The following is a 23,987-nucleotide window of genomic DNA, read 5'->3' as shown; positions in this document are numbered from 1 at the left end:
AAATTTATTTTTTTGATCATGAAAAACATACTTATCCCAACTGATTTCAGCGCTAATGCCTTTGACTGTATTCCCTCCTTATGTTCACAGTTTAAAGGGCAGGACTTGCACCTATGCTTCATACACCTTTTCAAGCTCTCCGACTCCATTAATGAACTGTTACTTCTAAGCAGGAGAAGTAAAGAATACGAACATGTAAAAGATAGCTTCTATACAGAATGTGAAAAGTTAAAAAAGGAATATCAAGAAATACGGTCAATAAAGATTGATTTTTTCTATGGTAGTACTCTGGGACAGTTTAAAAATTACCTGGCAGCAAACGAGATAGATTTCATTCTTCATCCTGCAGATTGTTCTACCTCAAAGCTAAATAAAACGAGTATCGATCCTTCAATTCTAACCGATCGCTGCGACACTCCTCTGTTGAGGGTGCAGAAGGAAAAACAACTAGTACACACTCTGCAAACTGAAAAAACCAGCGAGGTGGAGATCCTGGCAGAAGCTTAATGAGGTTTATTTAAAGAAAAACAGCTATGCTATTAAAAGAAAACATTCCAATCAGCTACATTTTCGGTAAGATCCGAAAAGAGATTATCATGGTAACAATATATGCTGTATTGATAGCCATTTGCTATAATACGTTTCATTTTACCAGAATTTCGATTCCAATTGCCGTACCAACGATCCTTGGTACTGTTATTTCTCTTTTGTTAGCGTTCAAGTCAAATCAGGCATATGACCGGTGGTGGGAAGCGAGAACAATCTGGGGAGCTATCGTTAATGATTCCCGGTCATTGACCAGGCAGTTACTTACATTTGTTGATACCCATATGGGAGCAACGGAAGAGAGGATCTTTTGCGAGAGATTTGCTAAGAGACAGATTGCCTGGTGCTATTGCTTAAGCAGGCATTTGAGGAGAGAAGATCCCCTGGAAGGTTTAGAGAATCTTATTTCCAGTGAAGATCTGGAGTATATCAAAAATTACAGTAATGCCCCGCTTGCCCTGCTTGAATTGCAAGGGTCAGATCTGCGTAATGCCTTTAAGCTTGGATGGATAAACGAATATCAGCAAGTTGAGATCGACAAAACGCTGACGCGGTTTTCAAACCACATGGGGGGCTGCGAACGAATTAAGAACACTGTATTTCCTGCTACTTACAGTGTTTACATCCATTTTGCGCTTGTGCTTTTTGTAATTCTCTTACCCTTCGGACTTATTGAATTTTTCGGGGTTGTAGAGGTTCCCCTGGTTCTGGCAATTGCATCGTCATTCTTCCTGATAGAAAAGATGGCAATCCATCTTCAGGATCCTTTTGAGAATAAGCCTACTGATACGCCCACTACGACAATTTCAAAAACAATAGAACGGGATATCAGACAGATGCTGAAGGAAAACTATAAAACAGAAGAAAAATCGTCAGTTTCTGCGAAGGTGTTTTACATCCTTTAAATTGTAACGATAATACTGGTACCTCTTTAAAAAACCAGTATTATTGTTCTTATTTTCATTCCATCACGGTGTTTTGAACGCCGGAATTAATTTGTTGATCTTGCTGAATGCTGCAACACTAGTTCCCCGTAGGATGTTTATGAAGTGAACGCCTATACCCAGAAGCACAACCAGCATTCCAAGCACACCATAAAATCCTGGAAAGGATGCTCCAGTCAGCATCATCTCCCCGATAAGAGCAAAAAAGATTTCGAAAACCTGGGTAGCCTCAACTGCAGCAAGCGCCGCAGGCTGATTTTTCACCATTTGAGTGGCATGATAGAATCCTACGCCACCTAAAAATCCGGAAAACAAAGCAGAATAAAAGGATGCCTCACACTGACTAAAAGCAGGCAGTCCGGCTTTTGCAAAACCCAATAAGCTTAGTGCTAACAACAAAGGCAGGCTTCCCATGGTCATCCCGAAAACCCTTTGTGTAGCATCAAGACGGATACCATTCTTTTCCAGATCAACGAGAAGCTTTCGATTTCCAACAGGCCAAACCACCGCTCCCGCCAATACCAGTATAAAACTAAGGACGGCAGCCTGAGCTGAATGAACTTGATTAAGTTTTTCAAGTTGCATAATAAATACACCGGTGACAATTAATGCAGAGATTAGAAGCGGTTTTTTGGGAACATTTCTGCGGTGATCGGTATAAATGTAAGGAGACAAAAGCATCCCAGCCAAAATGTTTATCTGGAATACAGCTGCTACCATCCAGCCGGGAGAAAAGAAGGATGCGAGCGCCAATGAGGTGTATAAGACTCCGAATCCCAGAATCCCCCACCGGATAAAAATCATTGGTTGTATCCTTATGACAGCTAGTAGTGGCTTAAGTTTCCCCGAAAAGAGAAGCACTACCCCAAGTATGGGGATAAGGAACAAGCTCCTCAATACAGCTGTCCAGGCCCAATAACCGCCAGAGTCAGCAAGTACACTATTAATGATAAAAGTTGATGATAAAAATAAAGAAGCTATAATTCCGCATCCAACAGCTCTCAGAGCATTTTTCTGTTTGTTCATTTTAATGCAAAATTAGCGCCGCCTCATTTTGCATTATGGTACATTTCAGGTAGTTTTCGGTATTATAGTAAACGGTTCTGCCTGAAAGCTGCAGGACTTATGTTAACATGGTTTCTGAAGAAACGCCCGAAAAAAGCGGGATCGTTAAACCCAAGCTGATAACTTATTTCCTTAACAGAAAGATGGGAAGTCTGGAGAAGGATCTTACTTTCGGTAAGTAAACGTTCCTGCAATAGCTTATATACTGTAAATCCGGTTGCCTGCATGCAAACCTTATTAAGCACTTTGATATCTGTGCGCAGGCTTTCAGCATAAAACGAAGCCTGATGGTGTTCTCTATAGCTCTGTTCTATAAGCCTTTTAAGTGAGTGCAGCAGTTCTTTTTGTTTTGGTGAAACAAACTGCACAGGGTGCTGGGTCACATGTGCCCTGTTGGCATGTAACAGCAATAATGAGCAGTAGTGAAGCAGAATTTCGGCATCAGGTTTCTCAGATTGAAGCTCCAGCTTAGCCTGATTGATTATAAAGTTAAAAAGCTCCAATAATCTTTCTGAAAGATCTGCATAAGGAGTTGGAGAATAAGAATCCAGAATTCCGTATTCATCTTCGTTTGGATGAAGGTTTAAAAAGCGCTTAAATAATTCTTCACCAAACAACACCAACCATCCATCCCTTTCAAAGTCTTCTATAAGGTGCACCTGACCAGGGTGTAAAAAGAACGCTCTGCCCGGGATGAGTTCATATGATTTAAAATTTATAGAATGCTGGCCCTGGCCCGATCTGACGATCATCAGTTCATAATGGTCATGCCGGTGAGGAACAACCGAAAGACTGTTAAGATCTTTATGCAAGCGGTATATCCGGAAGTATTCGCCTTCCAGTAAGGCTTGTACGGGTACTTTCTTAGTTTTCTTTCGCTTAAGCTGCACTCCTTGCACTTTCATCCGGATACCTGAGTTTAGCTGATGGAAGGAAAAGATATGCCCTTAATTTTCCTGAACAGTTCTACTGCATAAATATCAGTCATTCCTGATACAAAGTCCAATACCGATAAGATCTTAAGATAGGTGTCTGAACTTTCTGTTAAAAACTGCCGCGGGATAAGTTCCACTAGTTTTTTATGATACTTGGAATCGTATCTAAGGTAGGCTGGTATAAACTCTTCCAATAAACCGCCAATAACTTTGTATCCTGCAACCTCGATCTGGGCAACTGACGAATAATTATAAATACGCTTTATGGATACCTCTTCTATTTTTTTCCAGGCGTCATACAATTGCGCCGGTAAGGCGTCTGTAAGCGACTTGTTAAAATCTCCGCTTAAAAGAGCTGCCTGTTCCTTATAAAAGATTTCCGAGCAGGCCTTTACCATAGCTCCAATGGATCGTGCTCTAAGCAGTCCCAGACGAGCATCCCCGTCCTCAATCTCATTTAAGCGTGCAGGGAGATTCTCACTGTAACATAAAGGCAACAATAGATCTTCAACCTCCTGGTAAGAAAGGATCTTGAGGCGATGAGCATCTTCGAGATCAATTATATTATAGCAGATGTCATCAGCCGCTTCAACCAGGTAAACGAGAGGATGACGCTTATAAATCAATGGATCATCCTGAACCTTAGCCAGTTCAAGTTCTTCTGCAATTTTGATGAAGGTCTCCTGTTCTGACTGAAAAAAGCCATATTTTTTGGTGTGGATATTTGCTTTATTATGGCCGACCGCTGAAGCACAAGGATATTTGACAATAGATGCCAGCGTTGAATAGGTCAGTGCAAAACTTCCATTCCCTTTACCCGAAAAGGAATGAGTGAGGATACGCAAGGCGTTAGTATTTCCTTCAAAATTAATCAGATCGTGCCACTGGCTCTCAGTAACCTGTCCCTTAAAGACGCGACCCTCACCCTCCCTGAAATAATGAGAGATGGCCGACTCGCCCGAATGGCCAAAAGCCGGATTACCCATATCATGAGCTAGAGCTGCAGCTGCAACAATGTCGCCAACCTGACTCATCAGGGGCAGACGGTCGTCGATGCCCGGATCATCTTTTTTAAGCCTGTTGTAAAATATGGTACCCAAAGATCTTCCCACACTGGCCACTTCGAGGCTATGGGTAAGCCGGTTATGGACAAAAACGCTGCCCGGAAGAGGGAATACCTGTGTTTTGTTCTGCAGACGCCGGAAAGGAGAAGAAAAGATCAGGCGGTCGTAGTCTATTTGAAACTCAGATCTGGCATCCTCCTGAGTAAGAACTTTCTCTTTAGAACCCCAGCGCTTTGCTGAGAGTAATTTTTCCCATTGCATGCTGCAAAGTAAACCAATGTTAAGAAGATTTTAATGACTGGTGAAAATTAAATCGAAAATAGACATAGCAGAATTTTATCTAAGTTTGTGCAGAAATTTTTGCAGACAATGGACTTAGAATCGCTGATAAGAGTTATAGTACAAGATAATGATGTGCATTGCCGCTGGTTAAACACTCTTTCGATCATGGAGAATACCGGCGCCCGTAAAATATCGGCTTGCGAACATAAAACAGATGTAACTCTGATTATACTTAAACATGCAGCTGAAGAGCACCGGCATGCTTACTATCTGAAAAAGCAGATCAGTAAATTATCAGAGACCGGATACTTAACCTACGCAGATGATGCACTTTTAGCTCCTGGAGATAGCCGGTTTTACCTGAATAAGCTGGATGTTGAGGTATGTAAGTACCTAAAGACTGAGCTAAGTTTGTCGGGTTATGATCTGAAATTTGCCGCATACCTGCTGGTGACCTATGCCATAGAAGTGAGAGCTGATGAGCTTTATCCAGTTTACCAGGCGGCACTGGATGAGGTAAAGAGTAAGGTCAATGTAAAATCAATTATCCTTGAAGAAGAAGGTCACCTGGAAGAGATGCTGGCCCAGCTAAAGAATTTTTCTCCGGACTGGGAGCAACATGCGAAGAAAGCTGTAGAGATCGAGTCTGGATTATTTAATAACTGGGTTGATGCACTTGAAACGCAGCTTCAGGTCTCTGGTAACCTTGCGGAACAGAGATAATAATTTGTCATACTGCTTCAGCTGGACCTTTAAATTAAAAACCGGCAGGAAATCCTGCCGGTTTTTAATTTACTGAATTCTTTTCAGTTTAATATCCTCCGGAGGGGTAACGATAAGCGGAACCTTTTCTACTGTTACGAAGCTAAGATCCAAACCAAACCCTCGCTCTTCAGATAAGCTGAATCGCTTCAAAATAAAATAGTAGGCCATTACCAGCCTATCTCTAAAGCTAAGGTTATTAGACCTGGAAAGCACTTTTTCCAAGATGATAAACCTAAAATCACCGATGATCTTGTGCTTGTTCAGGGAGGTGTATTTACTGGTGATGTCTACTTCTCCTTTTCTAACGAGCTCTTCGACAACTAGTCTGTACAAAACGTTAATACGTTGTTCGATGCGGAAACCCAGTTTGAAATCGATACGAATGAGTTTTCCTGGAACAAGAAAGTCGACTTTGTATTCTGTTGTATAAGGTTCATCGGTAACATCAACATGGACGAGCCAGTAAACGTCTGCCCGCTTAGGCTGTTTCTGGAGGATAGAGTACATTATTTTTGACTCTATTTCTGAATTGAAATTAGAACTTGTTAAATAGATGAGCTGTGAAGCGTACTTTGGAACAGAAGAGTCTTCAGTAAGCTCGCTGATTATGGGGAAATAGTCCTCAATCTCTACAAATTTTACGTAGCGGTTCTTGATTCTGCGAGCACGGGCCCATGACCACATCACGGAAAAAATTATACAAGACAATAACATGGTAAACCAGCCGCCATGTAAAAACTTGGCCATATTACCGAAGAGAAATGTTATTTCGAGTAAGCCGTAAATTGAAGCGAAAGTTACTATAAGGTACGTTGGAAATTTCTTTCGCTGCAGATAAACACACACTAAAATAGTGGTCATCATGAAAGTAAGCGTAATAGCAAGACCATAAGCTCCTTCCATTGCCTGCGATCTCTGAAAGATAAGGATTACCACGATACATCCTATCCACAATAACCAGTTGATAGAGGGTACATACAACTGCCCTTTCTGGTTCGATGGATAATTAATTTTAACCTTTGGCCATAGATTCAGGCGGACAGCCTCCGAGATCAGGGTAAACGATCCGGTAATCATTGCCTGGCTTGCGATAACAGCCGCCATAGTTGCAATACAAATTCCCGGGATCAGGAACCACTCAGGCATGATGAGGAAAAAAGGATTCTGATCGGCATTTAAAGTTTGGCCCATATGCTGCCATAACCAAACACCTTGTCCGAAATAATTAAGCAATAAACAGCTTTTAACGTATATCCAGCTGATCCGGATGTTAGATCGTCCGCAATGACCCAGATCCGAGTACAGGGCTTCTGCTCCTGTAGTACACAGAAACACTGCACCTATAATAAAAAGGGCATTAGGGTTGGTTACCAGGATATGGTAGGCATAATAGGGATTAATAGCTTTTAAGATCTCAGGAAACTGAAAGACCCAGCTGGCTCCCAACACGGCCATCATGCTAAACCAGACAGACATAATAGGTCCGAAAGCCTTACCAACAAGCGATGTTCCAAATTGCTGAATAATAAAGAGCAGGGAAATGATGACCATCACGATCGGCACTGTTGGCAGATTCTCATCAAAAATCTGAAGCGCTTCTATCGCTGCTGAAACTGTAATGGGCGGTGTGATCATCCCGTCGGCAAGCAGAGAAGCTCCTCCTACCATCGCGGGAATAACCAGCCATTTGGCTCGCCTTTTTACCAGCGAATACAAGGAAAAGATTCCTCCCTCCCCCCTGTTATCCGCTCTGAGCGTTATAATTACATATTTTATTGTAGTTTGGAGCGTAAGTGTCCAGAAGATACATGAAAGCCCTCCTAAAATGAGGTCAGGAGTAATACTCCAGTTGCCCACGATTGCTTTAAAAACATACAATGGGGAAGTTCCAATATCACCGTAAATGATTCCCAGACTGATTAGTAACCCTGCTGCTGACAGCTTGTGTAGATCTTTTGGATGTGCCACTTATCTTGTTGTAAACGGCGACAAATGTACATTTTGATTAACACATTAGCAACGTTGTTTTTTCCGGGAAATATCAAGGGCAAGTATATTTAAATCAGTCAATTAAAAAAATTATCATTTCAGGGTGATTTGTAAAAAAAAGCGCCCGGTACAGCAACAGGTGGCTCTATTTTTGTTAAATTTTGTTAAATACCACCAGACAATTATTCGACGATAAAGTATTACGGTCTTTTATACATAAATTTGTTTAATCACACTTGAATGAATAAACTTTACTCAATAGCACTCATCTTCTGTTTTCTGCTTGTCAATGCACAAGCGTACACCTCGGCTTATGTTTTTTGGGTAAGGAGCCCTGAGAAAACCGATACGACAAAAAAGCAAGCTAGCCGTCCTGCGAAAATTACAGACACCCGGAGGGAGAAACCTGCTTACCTGAAAAATGGTGTTAACGTCACAATAACCCCCTTTAAGCCCGGTTCTGGGACTAAGCAGGCAGACGCCGGAGGCTCTTCTGCCGCAGCGGTATCGTCGAAAGCAGTACAACCGCAAGAGATCAAGGTTTTAAGTAATGTAAAAGTTTATCCTAATCCTGTAGGCGAAGAATTAAATCTTTCCTATTTTGTTAATAAGGATTCGAACGTTACTATTAAGATTATGGACGTCCTGGGTAATGAGATTGCTACTCTCCTTTCGCAGCGAATTCCTGCCGGAGAACAGACCAATACATTCTCTATAGCATCAAAACTTAGCAGCGGTTTTTATTTCATCCGTCTGATTGCTGGCAATGAGACTGTCGTTAAGCGGGTTTCCATCCTTTAATTCGTGGTTAATGTTCCGTTATTAATATCTTCGCGTATTAATAACATATAAATATCCAATGAAGATTATAGCGGTTGGACGTAACTATTCAGAACATGCTAAAGAATTAAATAATCCGGTACCTGCCAGTCCGGTTATATTTCTCAAACCTGATACTGCTGTTCTAAAAGATAATAAACCCTTTTACTATCCTGATTTTTCCACGGATATACAATACGAGCTCGAGGTCATTCTGAAAATATCGAAAGAAGGCAAGCATATTTCTGAGAAGTTTGCAAGAACTTATTTTGATGAAATTGGCCTGGGTATTGATTTTACAGCCAGAGACATACAGCAGAAGCATAAAGAGAAAGGATTACCCTGGGAACTTGCGAAGGGATTTGATAATTCGGCTCCTGTCAGCAGATTCATTCCTAAAACTAGTTTCGCCGATCTTTATAACCTGAATTTTCGCCTTGAACTGAACGAAAAAAGAGTTCAGGAAGGAAACACAAAAGATGTACTTTTTTCGTTTGAGAAACTGATTGCCTACGTTTCACAATATATAACCCTTAAAAAAGGTGACATTATCTTTACAGGTACACCTTATGGTGTTGGTAAAGTTAACATTGGAGACAGGCTCTGCGGATATTTGGAGAACGAAAAATTACTCGACTTTGAGATTAAATAGAACAACTAGTACTTTAACCTATTTTATTGCTTTCTTATCGGGCACCGTCCTGTTTTTATTTAGCACAAAAGCTCTTTCACAAAGTTTGTCAGCGGATAATACTACCTATCCGTCCGATTTCTTCAGGCCTCCACTTGATCTACCTCCAGCTTTAGCGGGATCTTTCGGAGAGATCAGAGGCAACCATTTTCATTCCGGACTTGATTACCGGACCAATCAGAGAGAAGGGTATCCGGTGTATGCCGTTGCCGATGGTTATATTTCAAGGCTGAGGGTGCAAATAGGCGGCTTTGGAAACGCGCTGTATATAACCCATCCTAACGGCTTTACGTCTGTATATGCCCATTTACAGAGGTTTAACGACAGGATAACTCAAACGCTAAGGGATCTTCAATACAGGAAACAAACCTATGATGTAGATTTCCCTCTTCTGCCCATTGAGATCCCGGTTAAGAAGGGCGAGATCATTGCCTGGTCGGGTAACACTGGCAGTTCTGGCGGGCCACATCTTCATTTTGAAATAAGAGATACGCAAACCGAAGAAACGATTAATCCTCAATTATTCGGAATTGATATTCCAGATAAGGTGAAACCACAGATCACTAGTCTGGTAATCTATCAGTTGAATGGCATCCCTTTTAATCCCGGCACATCGAAAAGATCGTTGGCGGTGAGCGGGTCGAACGGAAATTATCAGCTATCTGTGCCTGTGATTCACATTAATGGGGAAACAGGCTTTGGTATTGTCACCTACGATCAGCAGTTTAGCGGAGGCAATAAAAATGGAGTCTATTCTATTGAACTGGAACTAGACGGCCAGCTCATTTATGCTTCTGTCCTTGAACGTTTCGCCTTTAGTAATTCCCGGGCAATTAATTCGCATATAGATTATCCTGCACTCTTACTGAGCCGGAGTACTATACAGAAAAGCTTTATAGAGCCGGGAAATCCTCTAGGCATTTACAAAAAGGAAATAAACAGGGGCGTTATACATTTAACCGATGATGCTATCCATGAGATGCGGTACATCATTAAGGATGTTAAAGGGAATACCAGTGTACTGGAATTCAGAGTTAAGAACGATCCAGACTTGATAATAAAGTCAAAGGAAGCGCCTGGCGTGAAAAAGTTTTCGTATAACACTGATAATGAATTTATTGGGGAAACCATAAAACTGCGGATTCCTAAAGGCTTACTTTACAATGATATCAATTTTGCCTATTCTAAAACAAGCCATAGTCCGGGCTTTTCAGACCGGCACACGCTGCATTCAAGGCTGACACCTTTACACTCCAATTTTAATCTTTGGATCAAACCCACTAAAGAGATCCCGGCACACTTGAAAAACAAAGTCTTACTGCTTAACACCAGCGGCGGAGCATCGGTTGGCGTTTACGAAGACGGTTATGTTAAGGCTAGTCCGAGGGCTTTTGGCACTTATTACATTGCCCTGGATACTATTGCTCCAAGGATCACTCCTTTGAACATCAGTGATGGTAAGCAAATGACCGGAATCAGTAAAATGTCATTTAAGATATCGGATAACCTGTCAGGCATTCAGACCTTTCGGGGCACTGTGGACGGCCAGTGGATATTGATGGAATATGATTTGAAAACTTCTACCTTATGGCATACCTTTGATTACCGGACGGCACCAGGTAAGCACCTTTTACAGCTAACGGTAATTGACCGGCAGGAAAACACAAGAACATATACCGCATCATTTTATAAATAATTATGGCACAATTGAAAGAAGGCGATAAAGCTCCCGGCTTTAGCGCTAAAGACCAGCATGGAAACACGGTTTCGCTTAGCGACTTTATCGGTAAAGAACTTATTTTGTATTTCTACCCGAAAGACGACACCCCGGGATGTACGGCTGAAGCCTGCGATTTCAGAGATAATTATCAATCCTTACAAGTGAAAGGTTTCACTGTAATCGGTGTAAGTACTGACGATGAACAGTCGCACTCGAAGTTTGTCAGCAAATATCAATTACCTTTTACACTGATCTCTGATACTGAAAAAGAGATCGTTGAGGCTTATGGTGTGTGGGTTGAAAAAAACATGTATGGTAAAACTTATATGGGAACTGCCAGGAAAACCTTTATCATCGATGCAGAAGGCAATATCAAAAAGATCATTGATAAAGTTGATACTAAGGAATCATCTAAACAGGTTTTAGAAGTTCTGGGATTATAAAAATATATTGCCTATAGCTTACTTAGGCAAGAGCTCTCCGGTTCTTGGCACACGCGGCACGCGTGTGCCAAATACTTTTTGACCCTATTTCTTTTACTTAGTATTTATCCTCACGATCTTGAATTCAGTACGCCGGTTTAACCTGTGCTCCTTCACCGAACATTTTATCCCATCCCTGCACCGGTTAAGTAATTCGGTTTCTCCCAGCCCAACAGCACTCAACCGAGCTTGTGCTACCCCTTTCCTAACCAGATAATTTACCGCTGATTGTGCTCTTTTTTGTGATAACCACTTGTTGTATATCGCTTTGCCTCTGGAATCAGTATGTGAACGGAGCTGAATGCTGGATGCAGGCACCGTTTTGAGGAACGAAACAACCTTATTCAACTGTAATGCAGCATCGGGCCGGATATTCCATTTATCAAAGTCATAATAAATATTATTAAGGCGAACGATGTAGGAGTTGTCTGACCTTTCAAGTTCAAACTTAACCGAGAAGATAGTGGATTGCTTTAAGCCTATTGTCGAAATGACTGCTTCTTGCCGGGAGATAAACTTCTTTCTGTCTCCACTGATCACATACTCTGTTTCTGGTTGTAACGTAAAACCAAAATTACCTAGCGAATCAGAAATAGACACAGATTGTTCTCCTGTTTTTTTATTTAAAAGGATCACCTCCGTGTTACTCAAAATCTTTCCTGTGGATTTTTCTACCACCTGCCCTTCTATCGCAAATATGAGTACTTCCGGTGACCTTATAGATTCCGTTTCTTCAAGCGGCTTAATGCTGAAGTTGTAAATATCGTCCAATCCTTTTCCTCCATTTCTGTTTGATGACAGGTATCCATTCATATCATCCTTAAAAGATATGCCAAAATCGTCTTTCGAGGAATTCAGTGGTGCTTTTAAGTTTTCAGGAAGAGAGAAAGAGTCGAATGATCCTTCGCATGTGAAAATATCCAATCCTCCCATGCCGATATGGCCTTTTGACACAAAATAAAAGCGACCGTCGGCTCTGACTGAAGGAAATACGTCGTCCTCATCGGTATTAACATTAGGCCCGCAATTAACGGGCTGTCCCCATGAGCCGCCAGCTTGCTTTTTTGATGCATAAATATCCATCCCACCAAAACCTCCGGGCATATTTGAAGCAAAGTATAAGATCGAGCCATCAGGTGAAAGTGCCGGGTGCTGAACGGAATAGGAAGCGCTATTCAGGTTCAGGGGCAGAGGGGTCGACCAGTCCTGTCCGTTTTTTACCGCATAGAAAATCTTTTTGCTGATAAAAGGGAGTTTTTTATTCTTCCCTTTAGGCGCTTCTGTACGGGTAAAAAATATAGTATCCCCTTTGGGACTGAAAGCTGCCGGTCCATTGTGATACTGCTGGTTGATCACACCGGATAACAATTCGATGGTTGCAGAGGCGTCCTCTCCCTTAACATAATACAGTTTGAGGAAGGGATTGCCGGTCCAGCCAAATACATCATTTTTCTTATTAGATGCAGACCTTGTTGCAACAAACCAGCGATCGGATGTAAAAACCATCCCGTCCAAATACTTAACTGGCGAAAAATCAGAATTCGAGCTATTAATAAAATCCAGATTTGTAAGCCGAACGTTGTCATCCGGATTCTCACTCCACATTTTTGCGACGTCGCTGGCATTTGCCAGCTTCAGAGCCTCGTCTGAACGGGCTGGCAAACTTTGTCCGTATAAAAGGTAATTGGCCCTGGCCTCATCAAATTTGCCATTCTGTTTTAAGGCATCAGCATAGTATTTGTAATTGAGGGGATCAAAGCCAGGAAATGAAAGTACACGGTAGTAGGCTTTTTCAGCCCCTTCGGTATCGTTAATAAAACGATAACAGTTAGCGAGCTTCTGAGCAACCTCCAGGCTGGGGCGTTTTTGCATCACCTTTTCGTAGATGTCTAGAGCCAGCTTATAATCGTATTTTTCGTAATACTTGTCAGCCTTCTTGACATTATCTGAAAAGATATTTCCCGGAATCAAAAAAGAAAGAGAAAAGAATACAGCAGTAAGCAGAAACTTTTTATAATTCATTAAGCAAACGTTAAAAGTATCGGGGCGTAAGCAGCGCCGTACTTTTCCTGTTGCCATTTAATATCATACCTAAAGATATCTCATGTGTTCCGTTAGTATTATTACCCAATTTGGTTAGCGAATAATCGTAAGCATATCCTAACCGGAACTTGTCAAGAAAAAACGTCTCTACCACACCCACCAACGAATTTTGCTTAAATGATCCGGTATTCAAATTACTTTTTTTCCACAAATTAACACCAGTGCGATAAGAGGCCCCCAACCATAGGGATTGTTTTAGCAGGAAGAATGAATTTATATCTAAGCTGGTAGGCCCCTTTGTATCTTCTTTGAAAAGAAAGGAAGGTTTAAACTTCAAATCCGGATTAAGGTCAACAAGGTAGCCGGCAGTGACAAAAAAGTGCCTTCCCTGCCTCGCAATTGTGTTTTTCCCGACCTGGTTATAGTTTATTGACCTGGACAGAAGGTTCGTCACCGAAGCACCTGCATAAAGTTTATCGTTACTAAAGTGCAATCCGAACCGTGCATCAGGGACAAAATATGTTCTTCTGTCTTGAAAATTTGGATCATCCAAATCTCCGATACTGGCATCAGAAGTGTTCAAAACAAATTGGGCAACGCCGAGGGATAAGCCAAATGAGAGCCTTGCATTCTCGGCGCCAACAGGTAAACGATACGCATAATTTGCATGTGCGGATGATTGGCGCTGCAAACCGATCTTGTCGTTTACAATAGACAGGCCCAGCCCGACACGGTTATCCGTTCCTAAAGCACCATCAATCACCACAGACTGAGTTTTAGGAGCGCCTTCAAAGCCAGACCATTGGTCGCGGTGTAACATACTCACATTCAAAGCCTCCCGGTATCCCGCATATGCAGGATTAATGACCAGGCTGTTGAACATATACTGGCTGTACTGAGCATCTTGCTGGGAGTAGGCTTTAGCGAACAGCAAAAGAAATATCAGAGGCAGATAGAATTTCATTTTAATTTCCTTTAACCATGGTTATAAACCCTTTGAAGGTTTGTTTATCCCCGTTAACATTTACATTTAACACATAAAAATAAGTACCTGACTGCAGCCCGCTTCCATCCCATGGCCTGGCATTAGAATAGGAACTTGCTTTGAAGACCTCATCTCCCCACCTGTTAAAAATGGTGAGATTGTTATCAGGATAAAGATCAATATCAGGAATCAGCCATGTATCGTTTCTGCCATCTCCATCCGGAGAAAAGGCATTGTAAAATTTCAGGGGCTGTGCAGTTGTGGCCACACTTGCGAACGTTACCGGAAGATCGCGTATCCCGGCACCGAAATTATGAGAAAGTACGCGATTGAAACCGTTGAACATTCCGTCCTGAAGATCGGTAGATAATTTTTCCCATACAGACAGCGTTCTGTTCCAATCCACAATTGCTGTATTGTTTTCAACCGCAGTGTTCTGGTAAAAATTCACTTTCGCCTTTGAGATACCCGACACCTGACTGAGAACAAAAAAATACCTGTCCGACACGTTCTTAAGGCTACTGCCCAGATTATTTCTTGAAAATTCAGCGTTAGGATCATAGTTGTTAAGGCTTGCCGCGAAAGTATTATTCCGGGAATCTTCCGGTACAAAACTTAGGGGCCTGAACAATGGATTCGTATTTGGGTAAAGAGGATTCGCTTCTGTAGACCCTAACGGGAACATATAAGTTTGAGCCGAATTGGTATTTCTTAGAAGAAATCCCCGGTCGTCCGTGGTAATAAAGCCTGATCCACGGCTGATCGCATTCACATCCGGGCTCAATACAGATAATGAATACCTGCGTACATGCAGGTTAAGGTCGTTGAGAGATAAAGAGCCTGAGATTTCTGTATCGGTACCCAGAGACTTGTCTGCAGAACCAGAAATGCGTAAGTTAGGGAACGCTGTTTTGGTTCCGTTTATAGACTGTGATCCTCCCACAAAGGACACTGTCACTGTTCCTGCCCGGAGAAAGACTTTATCTGACGACGAATTGGTCCAGTCGCCGGTTAGTTTAATATCACCTTCACCTAAAATTAAGCCGGATTTATGCACATAATTACCGTCGATGTATAGTAATCCATCATTCTCAACATGAATAAGCTGGTTGTTATTTACCAGTTGTGCCTTCAACCCCAAAACGGAAGAAGAGCTTATCACCAGAAAGATAAATACTAACTTTTTCATTTACTGAACTACGGTAAAATTGAAATTTATAGCAGGGGCATCCACGGGAGAGCCTTTGACATTAAAAAACTTGATCTCCACGGTATTAGTTGCAGATATCCTTGAATAAGAAACCATTATCCCATCCGGAAGTTCTGCCGCAGGGGTCACAGTCACCGTACCTCCTACATTAAAGCTTGCTGAAGTACTGGTCGGAGGACTGTAAATCAACTGATGTTTGTATGCAGTACCGCCAGCCAGAGAAGGTAGATCGATCGTGCCGGTATGACGGATTATTTGATTAAGGATTGTGCCTCCCTGACCTAAAACGAAATTACCATTTACATCCAGCTTCGCGCGGGGAGTATTTGTTGCTATACCAATATCACCTGAACTTGCCCTAACCCTAATTCTTTCTGCCTTGAATGTTCCAATTACAAGATCTTTATTATCACTCGTTCCCAGGAAAGAACCGGTAGTTCCTGCAATAGCCGGATTAGTTCCCGAGTTTCCGTTTAATTTCCAGATATCTGAAGGCATTAGGTTAGCAATAGGATCTCCCCAACCAGTGCTTTGTTTGACGTATACATCACCAGTAAGGTTATCTAAATAAAGATCATCAACTTCACCAACGTTCGGAGCAGGGGAATTGCTGCCTACATGCCATTTGGAGCCATTAGTACCATCTACTCCCGGCTCACCTTTTGTTCCCTGAGGACCTGTGGCTCCCTGAGGACCTACAGGACCAACCGGCCCTTGCGGACCAACCGCCCCGGTTTCACCTTTTGCACCCTGCAAGCCCTGAGGGCCTGTATCTCCTTTTGGCCCGGTCAATCCTGGCTCGCCTTTCACGCCCTGTGGGCCTATCGGACCGGCATCGCCTTTGGGCCCCTGAGGACCTGTTAAACCAGTGGCCCCAGTTGCTCCCTTCTCACCTGTTGGCCCCTGTTGCCCTGTTGAACCCTGAGGACCGGCAGGACCGATATCACCCTTTTCACCTTTATCTCCTTTTAAGCCCTGAGGACCGATTGGACCAGCATCGCCTTTCTCGCCACGGGGACCAGTAGCTCCCTGAGGACCGGTACTCCCTGTCGGACCAACGGGACCAATCGGACCGGTTAAACCTTGAGGCCCCGCGGGGCCGGTATCGCCCTTTTCACCTTTATCTCCTTTATCTCCTTTTAAGCCCTGAGGACCTGCGGCGCCGGTATCCCCTTTTTCACCCCGGGATCCCGTAGCTCCCTGAGGCCCGGTATTTCCTGTCGGACCAACAGGACCAATCGGACCGGTTAGACCTTGAGGGCCCGCGGGACCAGTATCACCCTTTTCACCTTTATCACCTTTTAAACCCTGGGGACCTGCTGCGCCGGTATCTCCTTTTACACCACGGGGGCCGGTAGCACCCTGAGGCCCGGTAGGTCCTGTTTGACCAATAGGACCGATAGGACCAGGTGCACCTTGTGGACCGGCAGGACCAGTCTCACCTCTCGTCCCCTGAGGACCTGTAAGTCCGATAGGCCCCATGGGACCTACATCGCCTTTTTCACCTGCATCCCCCTTAAGTCCAGTCAGTCCCTGGGCCCCTTGAGGACCAACAGCTCCCTGAGGTCCCTGCGGCCCCTGTGGACCAGTTGGACCGGCAGGACCGGTTAATCCGGCTGGCCCAGCGGGCCCCACTGGGCCAGCCGGCCCCATAATGCCTGTAGTTAGGTTGGCAATAGAAGTCCAGGTACCATCCGAATTTCTTTTATATACCGAACCTGTATTAGTATTAAGATACATATCACCCGCCTTTGAGTCCGTTGGTTCAGAGGGAGCCAAAGGCGGATTAAGCGCTCCGCTATACCACTGTGCACCTGCAGGCCCTACAGGACCAACCACTCCGGTGGTCAAGTTAGCAACTTGCGACCAGGAGCCATTGGCACCTTTTTTGAAAACTTTTCCGTTGTTATTATTTAAGTAAAGATCTCCCTCGCGGACACCTGCCGGCTCAGTGGAAGCTGCGGGGCCGTCTAAGGTTCCACTGAACCACACTGCGCCTTTCTCACCCGGAACGCCCTGAAGGCCCTGAAGACCGTTAACGCCCTGAGGGCCCTGTTCGCCCTGTACCCCCTGAATACCCTGCGGTCCTTGAGGCCCGGTTGTGCCTGGTTCTCCCTGAGGACCTCTTGGTCCCGGAGCTCCTGCTGGCCCGGGTATACCCTGTGATCCCGTCCCTTCAATAGGATTCCACTTATTATCTAACCAAAAATTAAACTTGTTTGTCGTTTTATTATAAATCAGTAGGCCGTTTATCTGAGAATTAAAGACTCCATCCTGCTGAAGCTGGTTCCTCTGCGCCTCATCTAGTCTGGGAATGAGGAGTCCTTTGTTATCTGACTGAATATCAAGGATCGCTTTTGCATTAGGACTAGATGTGCCAATTCCCACAGATCCGGTCTGAGCATTGGATTCAACAAAGACCATTAGTAAAGCTGCGATGGGAATTAAGGTTCGTTGTATCTTAAGCGGTTTAAGTAATGTTTTTATCATAATTCAACATATAACACGTTTAACAGAGCAAAACGGCGATTGTTAATAAAAAAGTTTTTCTTTTCTGGTAAAAAATTGTCCCTTTTTTACGGATAGATTTTTGAAAGGTTTCAGTTATTCACATGTGATTGTTAATAATTTTAAAACCTAAATCTGTGGTATCCAATTGAAATAATTATTTTTGGACCTTTGACAATAAAATGAGCATAGAGATCAATAACTTACAGGATATCGCTACCCAGGTTCGCCGCGATATTGTACGCATGGTGCATCAATGCCAGTCGGGACATCCCGGGGGGTCTTTGGGCTGTACCGACTACCTGGTAGCTTTATATTTCCATGTTATGAACCACAAACCTGAGTTCAATATGGATGGCAAGGGAGAAGATCTGTTCTTTCTCTCCAATGGACACATTTCTCCGGTATTTTACAGTGTACTTGCCCGTTCAGGATATTTTGATGTGGCAGAACTCGCTACCTTCCGTAAACTGAACTCCCGGTTACAGGGGCATCCTACCACCCATGAAGGCTTACCAGGGGTTCGTATTGCATCAGGTTCTTTAGGACAAGGTATGTCGGTAGCTATCGGTGCTGCACAGGCTAAAAAGCTTAACGGCGATAAATCACTGGTATTCTCTCTTCACGGAGATGGAGAATTACAGGAGGGTCAGATCTGGGAAGCTGCCATGTATGCTCCGCATAATAAAGTAGATAACCTGATCTCAACCATCGACTTCAACGGTCAGCAGATCGACGGGCCTACAGAAAAAGTTCTTTCTTTAGGAAACCTTCGTGCTAAATGGGAAGCATTTGGATGGGACGTAATGGAAGCGGATGGCAATGATCTTCAAAACATAATTGCTGCTTTGGAAGAAGCGAAATCAAGAGCTTTCCAAGGCAAACCGATCATGATCCTGATGAAAACTAACATGGGGCATGGAGTGGATTTCATGATGGGATCGCACAAATGGCATGGTGTTGCTCCGAATGATGAGCAGTTACAACAGGCATTGGATCAATTGCAGTCAAGTTTAGCCGATTATTAATCGCAGATCCTGAAGAAACAAAACGATGGAAACCTGCATGAGGTCGGCACAGAAGCCGACGTTTGTGCAAGCTTCATCCCTAAAACAGATTATTCTAATGAAGAAATACACTTTTACAGAAAAGAAAGATACACGTTCAGGATTCGGCGCAGGCTTACTGGAAGCTGGAAGAAATAATCCTGAAGTTGTTGCACTATGTGCCGACCTGGTAGGCTCCCTGAAAATGGAAGCCTTTATCAAGGAGTTCCCAGAGCGTTTCTTCCAGATCGGTATTGCAGAAGCAAACATGATGGGAATTGCAGCAGGAATGACTATCGGCGGAAAAATTCCTTTTACAGGAACTTTCGCCAACTTTTCAACCGGCCGAGTTTACGATCAAATCCGTCAGTCTATTGCTTATTCAGATAAGAACGTAAAGATCTGTGCTTCGCACGCAGGTTTAACCCTGGGAGAGGACGGCGCAACCCACCAGATCCTGGAAGATATCGGTTTGATGAAAATGCTTCCCGGTATGACAGTGATCAATCCCTGTGATTATAACCAAACCAAAGCTGCTACCATCGCTATTGCCGAACATCATGGTCCGGTATACCTGCGTTTTGGACGCCCGGTGGTTCCTATCTTTACAGATGCTGATCAAAAATTCGAAATAGGTAAAGCATGGATGGTGAACGAAGGTGCCGATGTAAGTATTTTTGCAACAGGCCACCTGGTTTGGGAAGCTATTCAGGCAGGAGAGAAACTGGCTGAACTGGGCATTGATGCAGAGATCATCAACATCCACACCATTAAACCTCTGGATGCAGAGGCGGTATTGAAGTCGGTAGCTAAAACACGCTGTGTAGTCACTGCTGAAGAACATAACCGCTTAGGTGGTTTGGGCGACAGCATAGCTCAATTACTTGCTCAGAACAATCCTACTCCTCAGGAATATGTTGCGGTAAATGACTCCTTCGGTGAAAGCGGAAAACCTGCCGAACTGATGACTAAATATGGTCTGGATGCGGATCATATTGTGAAAGCAGCGCAGAAAGTGATTGCTAGAAAAGGATAGGAAACTTTGCCCAGGAAAGGCTTGGAACACGCGGCACGCGTGCGCGCCAGCAAGAGCAGCGAGAGATTGGCTCTTTTTCATCTAGGGACAGTATATACGAAAAAAGGCTTCTGCTATCGCAGAAGCCTTTTTTCGTATATGGAACTATGATATATCGATTTATATATTTATCGGTGATCTAACAAACCTTCTGGCTATTACATAGCATATGTAAGCAAAAAACGGCGCACAAACCACATCTATGGTGAAATGCACATGCTGGATCAACACCAGAATACCCATGGCTATCGTTCCAAATAAAGCCATAGCTTTTTCGGACTTTTTATTAAGGACCAGGTAAAAAAGAAACTGTGTTGCTGTATGTCCGGAAAAGAAAAGATCCTTGGTAACGTAACTTTTACCGTAAAAAAGATTACTTATAGGATCTGAAATCGGGATCAGCCCATGGGGCGGATCAAAAGGCACTAGCCCTATTGTGAAAAATCTTACCACATTAATGGTTATAAACCCATACATAAACACGATAAACATTTCAGGTTTTTGCAGGGCCCTGACAATGGTCAGTACCCCCATTATCCAGGTGATAATAAATATCGGCATTGATACGTCAATAGCGGGCAAAAGATGCAATACCGCATCATGTTGATCATAGCCATTCCGCGACTGTATAAACTGATAAAAGATCGGGAAGACCGGTAGCAAAGTAGCGAACAGACCGGCACCTAATAAAAACTTTTGTTTAAAATGCGTATCTTGCCAGGCAAGTTCCCATCTACCTACCGAAGCGCTTATTATTTTAACTCTGCTGTTACTCATTTACAAAAAGATAACCTAAACTTTACGTTGTATTTAAGGCGGTGCAAATATATTGTATTATCTAATTGTTTTTTAATCTTTCTTTAAGATTTGGCAGAACTACGGTTAATACATTAGCATTTAAGCAGTCAATTTTAGCAATCAGCAGATAAACAGTATTTTTACAAAAATTTCTAGAGAATGCCACAAAATATTGCTCCCGATACGGCTTATAGTTCAAGTGCCGCTTTTGAACGTCTTCTTACTATAATGAATACACTAAGAGAGCAATGCCCATGGGATAAAAAACAGACCATGGAAAGTTTACGGCACTTAACCATTGAGGAAACCTATGAGCTGTCGGATGCTATACTCGAAGGAGACACTTCTGAAATTAAAAAGGAATTAGGCGACATTATGCTACATCTGGTATTTTACGCCAGGATCGGGTCTGAAACGAATGATTTCACGATTACTGATGTGTTGAATGGGATCTGTGACAAATTAATTTCCCGGCATCCGCATATTTACGGCGAAACTGAGGTAAATGACGAACAAGATGTAAAGCGTAATTGGGAACAACTAAAACTCAAGGAAGGAAATAAATCAGTTTTAAGTGGCGTACCGGTGTCTCTGCCAGCATTAGTTAAGGCTTCCAGGATACAGGAAAAGGCCAGGGGCGTAGGATTCGACTGGGAAGAAAAAGAACAGGTCTGGGAAAAAGTCGAAGAGGAAATGCGGGAGTTCAAAGAAGAATTCGACGCCGTTGATGAGCGGTTTATTGATAAAGAAAGAGCTGAGAGTGAATTTGGAGATTTATTGTTTTCGCTCATTAATTATGCCCGGTTCATTGACATCAATCCCGAAGATGCCCTCGAAAAGACCAATAAAAAGTTTATTAAACGCTTCCAATATCTGGAGAATAAGGCAGCCTCGCAGGGAAAAAACTTAAAAGATATGACCCTGAGCGAGATGGACATCTACTGGAATGAAGCAAAAAAAATATAATAGCAGTTTTTTGTAGCGTCAACGGTTGTTATTCCGTAATAGAAGAAAAGAATTATAAATCTAAGCTCTAATTAAAATAGATTTTTAAATGTTTAAGAAGCCTCCCCTTTCTGAAACAGAATTGGTTCAGAAATGCAAATCCGGCGATTTAAAGGCTCAGGAAAAGCTATATAAGCATTTCTATGGATACGCTATGGGGGTAGGTATGCGATACCTGTCGGACAAAGACGATGTTCTGGAAGTAGTGAATGACTCTTTCATCAAGGTATTTAAAGCTATCCAGTTTTATAAAGATAACCAGCCTTTCCGGGCGTGGTTGCGTAGAATTGTGGTCAATACAGCGATAGACCAGCAAAGAAAGAATTTAAAGTATCAGAACAATGTAGATATTGAAGAAGCAGTTTATGTAGGTAAGCCTGCCGAAGCCGTAGATCATTTGTCAGCAAAAGATATATTAAAGCTGCTTGACAAATTACCGGAAATACACCGCATGGTATTCAACCTTTATGAAATTGATGGTTACAGCCATGACGAAATTGCTGAAATGCTGGCCATTCCGGTAAGTACTTCGCGCGTATACCTTAGCCGCGCAAAAGAAAAATTGAGAAAATACTTGAACCAACAAGAGGATATAAGCTATGTACGATCAGTTTGATGATAAGCTTAGTGGTAGAATAAAGGACGTGTTCGAGAATTTCGAAGATGACACTGCCGACTATGGCTGGACCGAACTAAGAAAGAGATTTCCGGGAGAGGAGAAGCGACGCGCTATACCAATTTGGTGGTGGCAGTCGGCTGCCGCAGTGTTATTAATAACCCTAGGAACTTTTGCTTACTATTGGAGAGATTCTGAAAAGGTTTATCTTACTGGCAAGAATCTGAAACCACATACCGAATCAGAAATGGTACAGAAAGCAGTACCTTCCGACTATCCGGATACAAGGCCCTTAAAAGAGCTCAATGCAGCTGGCACTGAAGCTGCTTTAATTAGCAGGGCCAGACATAACGGTACAGCTAAAGCCCGGTACCATACTATTTCAGGGGAAGATATACATCAACAGCCAGCATTTACAACACCCGAACCGAACGCTGTATCAGACAGCAGTTCAGCAAAATTCAAGGAGCTGGCCAGTTCTCTCGCGTTTCAGGAAGAACAACGCGTGGTATCTGTAACTTCAGAACAAGAAAAGCCTGCTGCAACAGTAATAAATGAGAGTAGCAGCAATGCCCTTGAGAGGGCCGTTGTGGCCGATATGCTTATGCAAAGGAATAATTCGCAGGCCTCGGCACTTGCCTCAATTGAACAAACACCGGATGCGCCTAAAAAAGAATCAAAGAAATCCAGGCAACTAACAATAGGTATTTTTGCAGGCAGTTATTTTAACTACTCTGATGGAAGCGAATCCGGAATGAATACAGGAGTTGGACTTTCTTCTGAAATTAGCATTTCCAAGAGACTTAAGATTTCAACCGGCATATCCCTTGCTCAAAACACACTTAAATATAGCGACGCAATTCCGCAAAGCGCGGCTGCTGATTTTAAATCTGTTGCTGCTTCGTTTGACGATGCAAATACCACTTTGAAGTCAGAAATGGCCAGCATGGTACCTGCTATTCAAACCACATATAATATAAACAATTACAATGCTTCGCTTTTAGGCCTCGATATCCCGGTAAACCTTAAATACACCGTTTTGCAAAGCCAAAACGAACTCTATGTCAGTGCTGGTTTAAGCTCAAACTTCTTTATTGAGGAATCTTATTCTTACTCGTATGAGTTAAACAGAGGGGCAGGTTCAACCACTTCTACTCAGGAAGATAATAATGCTACTTCAAAATTCCAGAACTTTGACCTGGCCAGAATACTCAATGTTTCTATTGGATTCGGCCATCCGGTAGGAAAACAAAGCCGGCTTTCTTTTGAGCCGTTTGTCAAATACCCTCTTGGAGGACAAGGCGCCAGGGATCTGCGCTTTGGAGCTGCAGGCATGAACCTTAAACTGAATTTTGGAATGTAAATCAAAACTGGCTCGTTTGTAAAACAGTTTCTGTTC

The 23,987-nt window shown here is 42.9% G+C and carries 21 protein-coding genes; 12 read left to right on the top strand and 9 right to left on the bottom strand.

What is annotated here, in order from left to right:
* The first annotated feature begins 18 nt into the window (after positions 1-18).
* The gene (locus J3P37_RS01975) at positions 19-507 is read left to right on the top strand and encodes a hypothetical protein (protein ID WP_256009312.1); all 489 of its coding nucleotides are present in this window, start codon (positions 19-21) and stop codon (positions 505-507) included.
* 26 nt (positions 508-533) lie between these two features.
* Positions 534-1,451, top strand: a complete 918-nt coding sequence (locus tag J3P37_RS01970) for a bestrophin family protein (RefSeq protein ID WP_256009311.1) — start codon at positions 534-536, stop codon at positions 1,449-1,451.
* Positions 1,452-1,514: 63 nt separating this feature from the next.
* Here J3P37_RS01970 and J3P37_RS01965 read toward each other — a convergent pair whose 3' ends face one another.
* The 3 genes from J3P37_RS01965 to J3P37_RS01955 form a co-directional block, all read right to left on the bottom strand.
* Positions 1,515-2,516 (bottom strand): multidrug resistance efflux transporter family protein, encoded by a 1,002-nt coding sequence (locus J3P37_RS01965; protein ID WP_256009310.1) that lies wholly within the window; start codon positions 2,514-2,516, stop codon positions 1,515-1,517.
* Between the two features lie 62 nt (positions 2,517-2,578).
* Positions 2,579-3,460: a helix-turn-helix domain-containing protein gene (locus tag J3P37_RS01960; RefSeq protein ID WP_256009309.1), complete on the bottom strand. Its 882-nt coding sequence runs from the start codon at positions 3,458-3,460 to the stop codon at positions 2,579-2,581.
* Between the two features lie 14 nt (positions 3,461-3,474).
* A complete protein-coding gene (locus tag J3P37_RS01955; RefSeq protein ID WP_256009308.1) occupies positions 3,475-4,815 on the bottom strand; it encodes a deoxyguanosinetriphosphate triphosphohydrolase in 1,341 nt (446 codons plus the stop codon).
* 108 nt (positions 4,816-4,923) lie between these two features.
* Here J3P37_RS01955 and J3P37_RS01950 point away from each other — a divergent pair, with 108 nt between their 5' ends.
* Positions 4,924-5,559, top strand: coding sequence for a hypothetical protein (locus J3P37_RS01950; protein ID WP_256009307.1), 636 nt, complete (start codon positions 4,924-4,926; stop codon positions 5,557-5,559).
* A 69-nt stretch (positions 5,560-5,628) separates the two neighbouring features.
* Here the strand turns inward: J3P37_RS01950 and J3P37_RS01945 are convergent, their stop codons facing one another.
* Positions 5,629-7,569 carry a KUP/HAK/KT family potassium transporter gene (locus J3P37_RS01945; RefSeq protein WP_256009306.1) on the bottom strand — a complete coding sequence of 647 codons (1,941 nt, stop codon included), beginning with the start codon at positions 7,567-7,569 and terminating at the stop codon, positions 5,629-5,631.
* A 261-nt stretch (positions 7,570-7,830) separates the two neighbouring features.
* Between J3P37_RS01945 and J3P37_RS01940 the strand changes: the two genes are divergently transcribed.
* The 4 genes from J3P37_RS01940 to bcp are packed head-to-tail and all read left to right on the top strand — an operon-like array spanning position 7,831 to position 11,263.
* Positions 7,831-8,391, top strand: coding sequence for a T9SS type A sorting domain-containing protein (locus J3P37_RS01940; RefSeq protein WP_256009305.1), 561 nt, complete (start codon positions 7,831-7,833; stop codon positions 8,389-8,391).
* Positions 8,392-8,449: 58 nt separating this feature from the next.
* A complete protein-coding gene (locus tag J3P37_RS01935; protein WP_256009304.1) occupies positions 8,450-9,061 on the top strand; it encodes a fumarylacetoacetate hydrolase family protein in 612 nt (203 codons plus the stop codon).
* On the top strand, positions 9,048-10,796 hold the full coding sequence (locus J3P37_RS01930) for a M23 family metallopeptidase (protein WP_256009303.1): 1,749 nt from the start codon (positions 9,048-9,050) through the stop codon (positions 10,794-10,796). The genes J3P37_RS01935 and J3P37_RS01930 overlap by 14 nt, the downstream gene beginning before the upstream one ends.
* Before the next feature lie 2 nt (positions 10,797-10,798).
* Positions 10,799-11,263: a thioredoxin-dependent thiol peroxidase gene (gene bcp / locus J3P37_RS01925; RefSeq protein ID WP_256009302.1), complete on the top strand. Its 465-nt coding sequence runs from the start codon at positions 10,799-10,801 to the stop codon at positions 11,261-11,263.
* 93 nt (positions 11,264-11,356) lie between these two features.
* On the opposite strand, the gene J3P37_RS01920 is transcribed toward bcp, so the two are convergent.
* Genes J3P37_RS01920 through J3P37_RS01905 form a run of 4 tightly spaced genes read right to left on the bottom strand, consistent with a single transcriptional unit; the run spans position 11,357 to position 18,030 of the window.
* Positions 11,357-13,324 (bottom strand): OmpA family protein, encoded by a 1,968-nt coding sequence (locus J3P37_RS01920; protein WP_256009301.1) that lies wholly within the window; start codon positions 13,322-13,324, stop codon positions 11,357-11,359.
* Between the two features lie 10 nt (positions 13,325-13,334).
* The gene (locus tag J3P37_RS01915; protein ID WP_256009300.1) at positions 13,335-14,309 is read right to left on the bottom strand and encodes a PorP/SprF family type IX secretion system membrane protein; all 975 of its coding nucleotides are present in this window, start codon (positions 14,307-14,309) and stop codon (positions 13,335-13,337) included.
* A 1-nt stretch (position 14,310) separates the two neighbouring features.
* Entirely contained in the window at positions 14,311-15,519 is a 1,209-nt protein-coding gene (locus J3P37_RS01910) for a T9SS type B sorting domain-containing protein (protein WP_256009299.1), read from the bottom strand.
* A complete protein-coding gene (locus J3P37_RS01905; protein WP_256009298.1) occupies positions 15,520-18,030 on the bottom strand; it encodes a phage tail-like protein in 2,511 nt (836 codons plus the stop codon).
* Positions 18,031-18,230: 200 nt separating this feature from the next.
* Here J3P37_RS01905 and J3P37_RS01900 point away from each other — a divergent pair, with 200 nt between their 5' ends.
* Positions 18,231-19,076: a transketolase gene (locus J3P37_RS01900; protein ID WP_256009297.1), complete on the top strand. Its 846-nt coding sequence runs from the start codon at positions 18,231-18,233 to the stop codon at positions 19,074-19,076.
* A 97-nt stretch (positions 19,077-19,173) separates the two neighbouring features.
* Complete coding sequence (locus tag J3P37_RS01895) at positions 19,174-20,130, top strand: transketolase family protein (protein ID WP_256009296.1); 957 nt, start codon at positions 19,174-19,176, stop codon at positions 20,128-20,130.
* A gap of 159 nt (positions 20,131-20,289) precedes the next feature.
* Here the strand turns inward: J3P37_RS01895 and J3P37_RS01890 are convergent, their stop codons facing one another.
* The gene (locus J3P37_RS01890; protein ID WP_256009295.1) at positions 20,290-20,946 is read right to left on the bottom strand and encodes a phosphatase PAP2-related protein; all 657 of its coding nucleotides are present in this window, start codon (positions 20,944-20,946) and stop codon (positions 20,290-20,292) included.
* Between the two features lie 180 nt (positions 20,947-21,126).
* Here J3P37_RS01890 and mazG point away from each other — a divergent pair, with 180 nt between their 5' ends.
* The 3 genes from mazG to J3P37_RS01875 all read left to right on the top strand — a co-directional run bounded on the left by mazG (position 21,127) and on the right by J3P37_RS01875 (position 23,951).
* On the top strand, positions 21,127-21,933 hold the full coding sequence (gene mazG / locus J3P37_RS01885) for a nucleoside triphosphate pyrophosphohydrolase (RefSeq protein ID WP_256009294.1): 807 nt from the start codon (positions 21,127-21,129) through the stop codon (positions 21,931-21,933).
* Positions 21,934-22,021: 88 nt separating this feature from the next.
* Complete coding sequence (locus J3P37_RS01880; protein WP_256009293.1) at positions 22,022-22,588, top strand: RNA polymerase sigma factor; 567 nt, start codon at positions 22,022-22,024, stop codon at positions 22,586-22,588.
* Positions 22,572-23,951, top strand: a complete 1,380-nt coding sequence (locus J3P37_RS01875) for a hypothetical protein (protein ID WP_256009292.1) — start codon at positions 22,572-22,574, stop codon at positions 23,949-23,951. The genes J3P37_RS01880 and J3P37_RS01875 overlap by 17 nt, the downstream gene beginning before the upstream one ends.
* Positions 23,952-23,987: the final 36 nt, after the last annotated feature.

The organism is Desertivirga xinjiangensis (genome assembly GCF_024436435.1).
In the GTDB taxonomy this organism is placed as follows: Bacteria; Bacteroidota; Bacteroidia; order Sphingobacteriales; family Sphingobacteriaceae; genus Desertivirga; species Desertivirga xinjiangensis.
The sequence above is the reverse complement of the archived record's forward strand: the minus strand, read 5'-3'. Positions and strand labels throughout refer to the sequence as shown.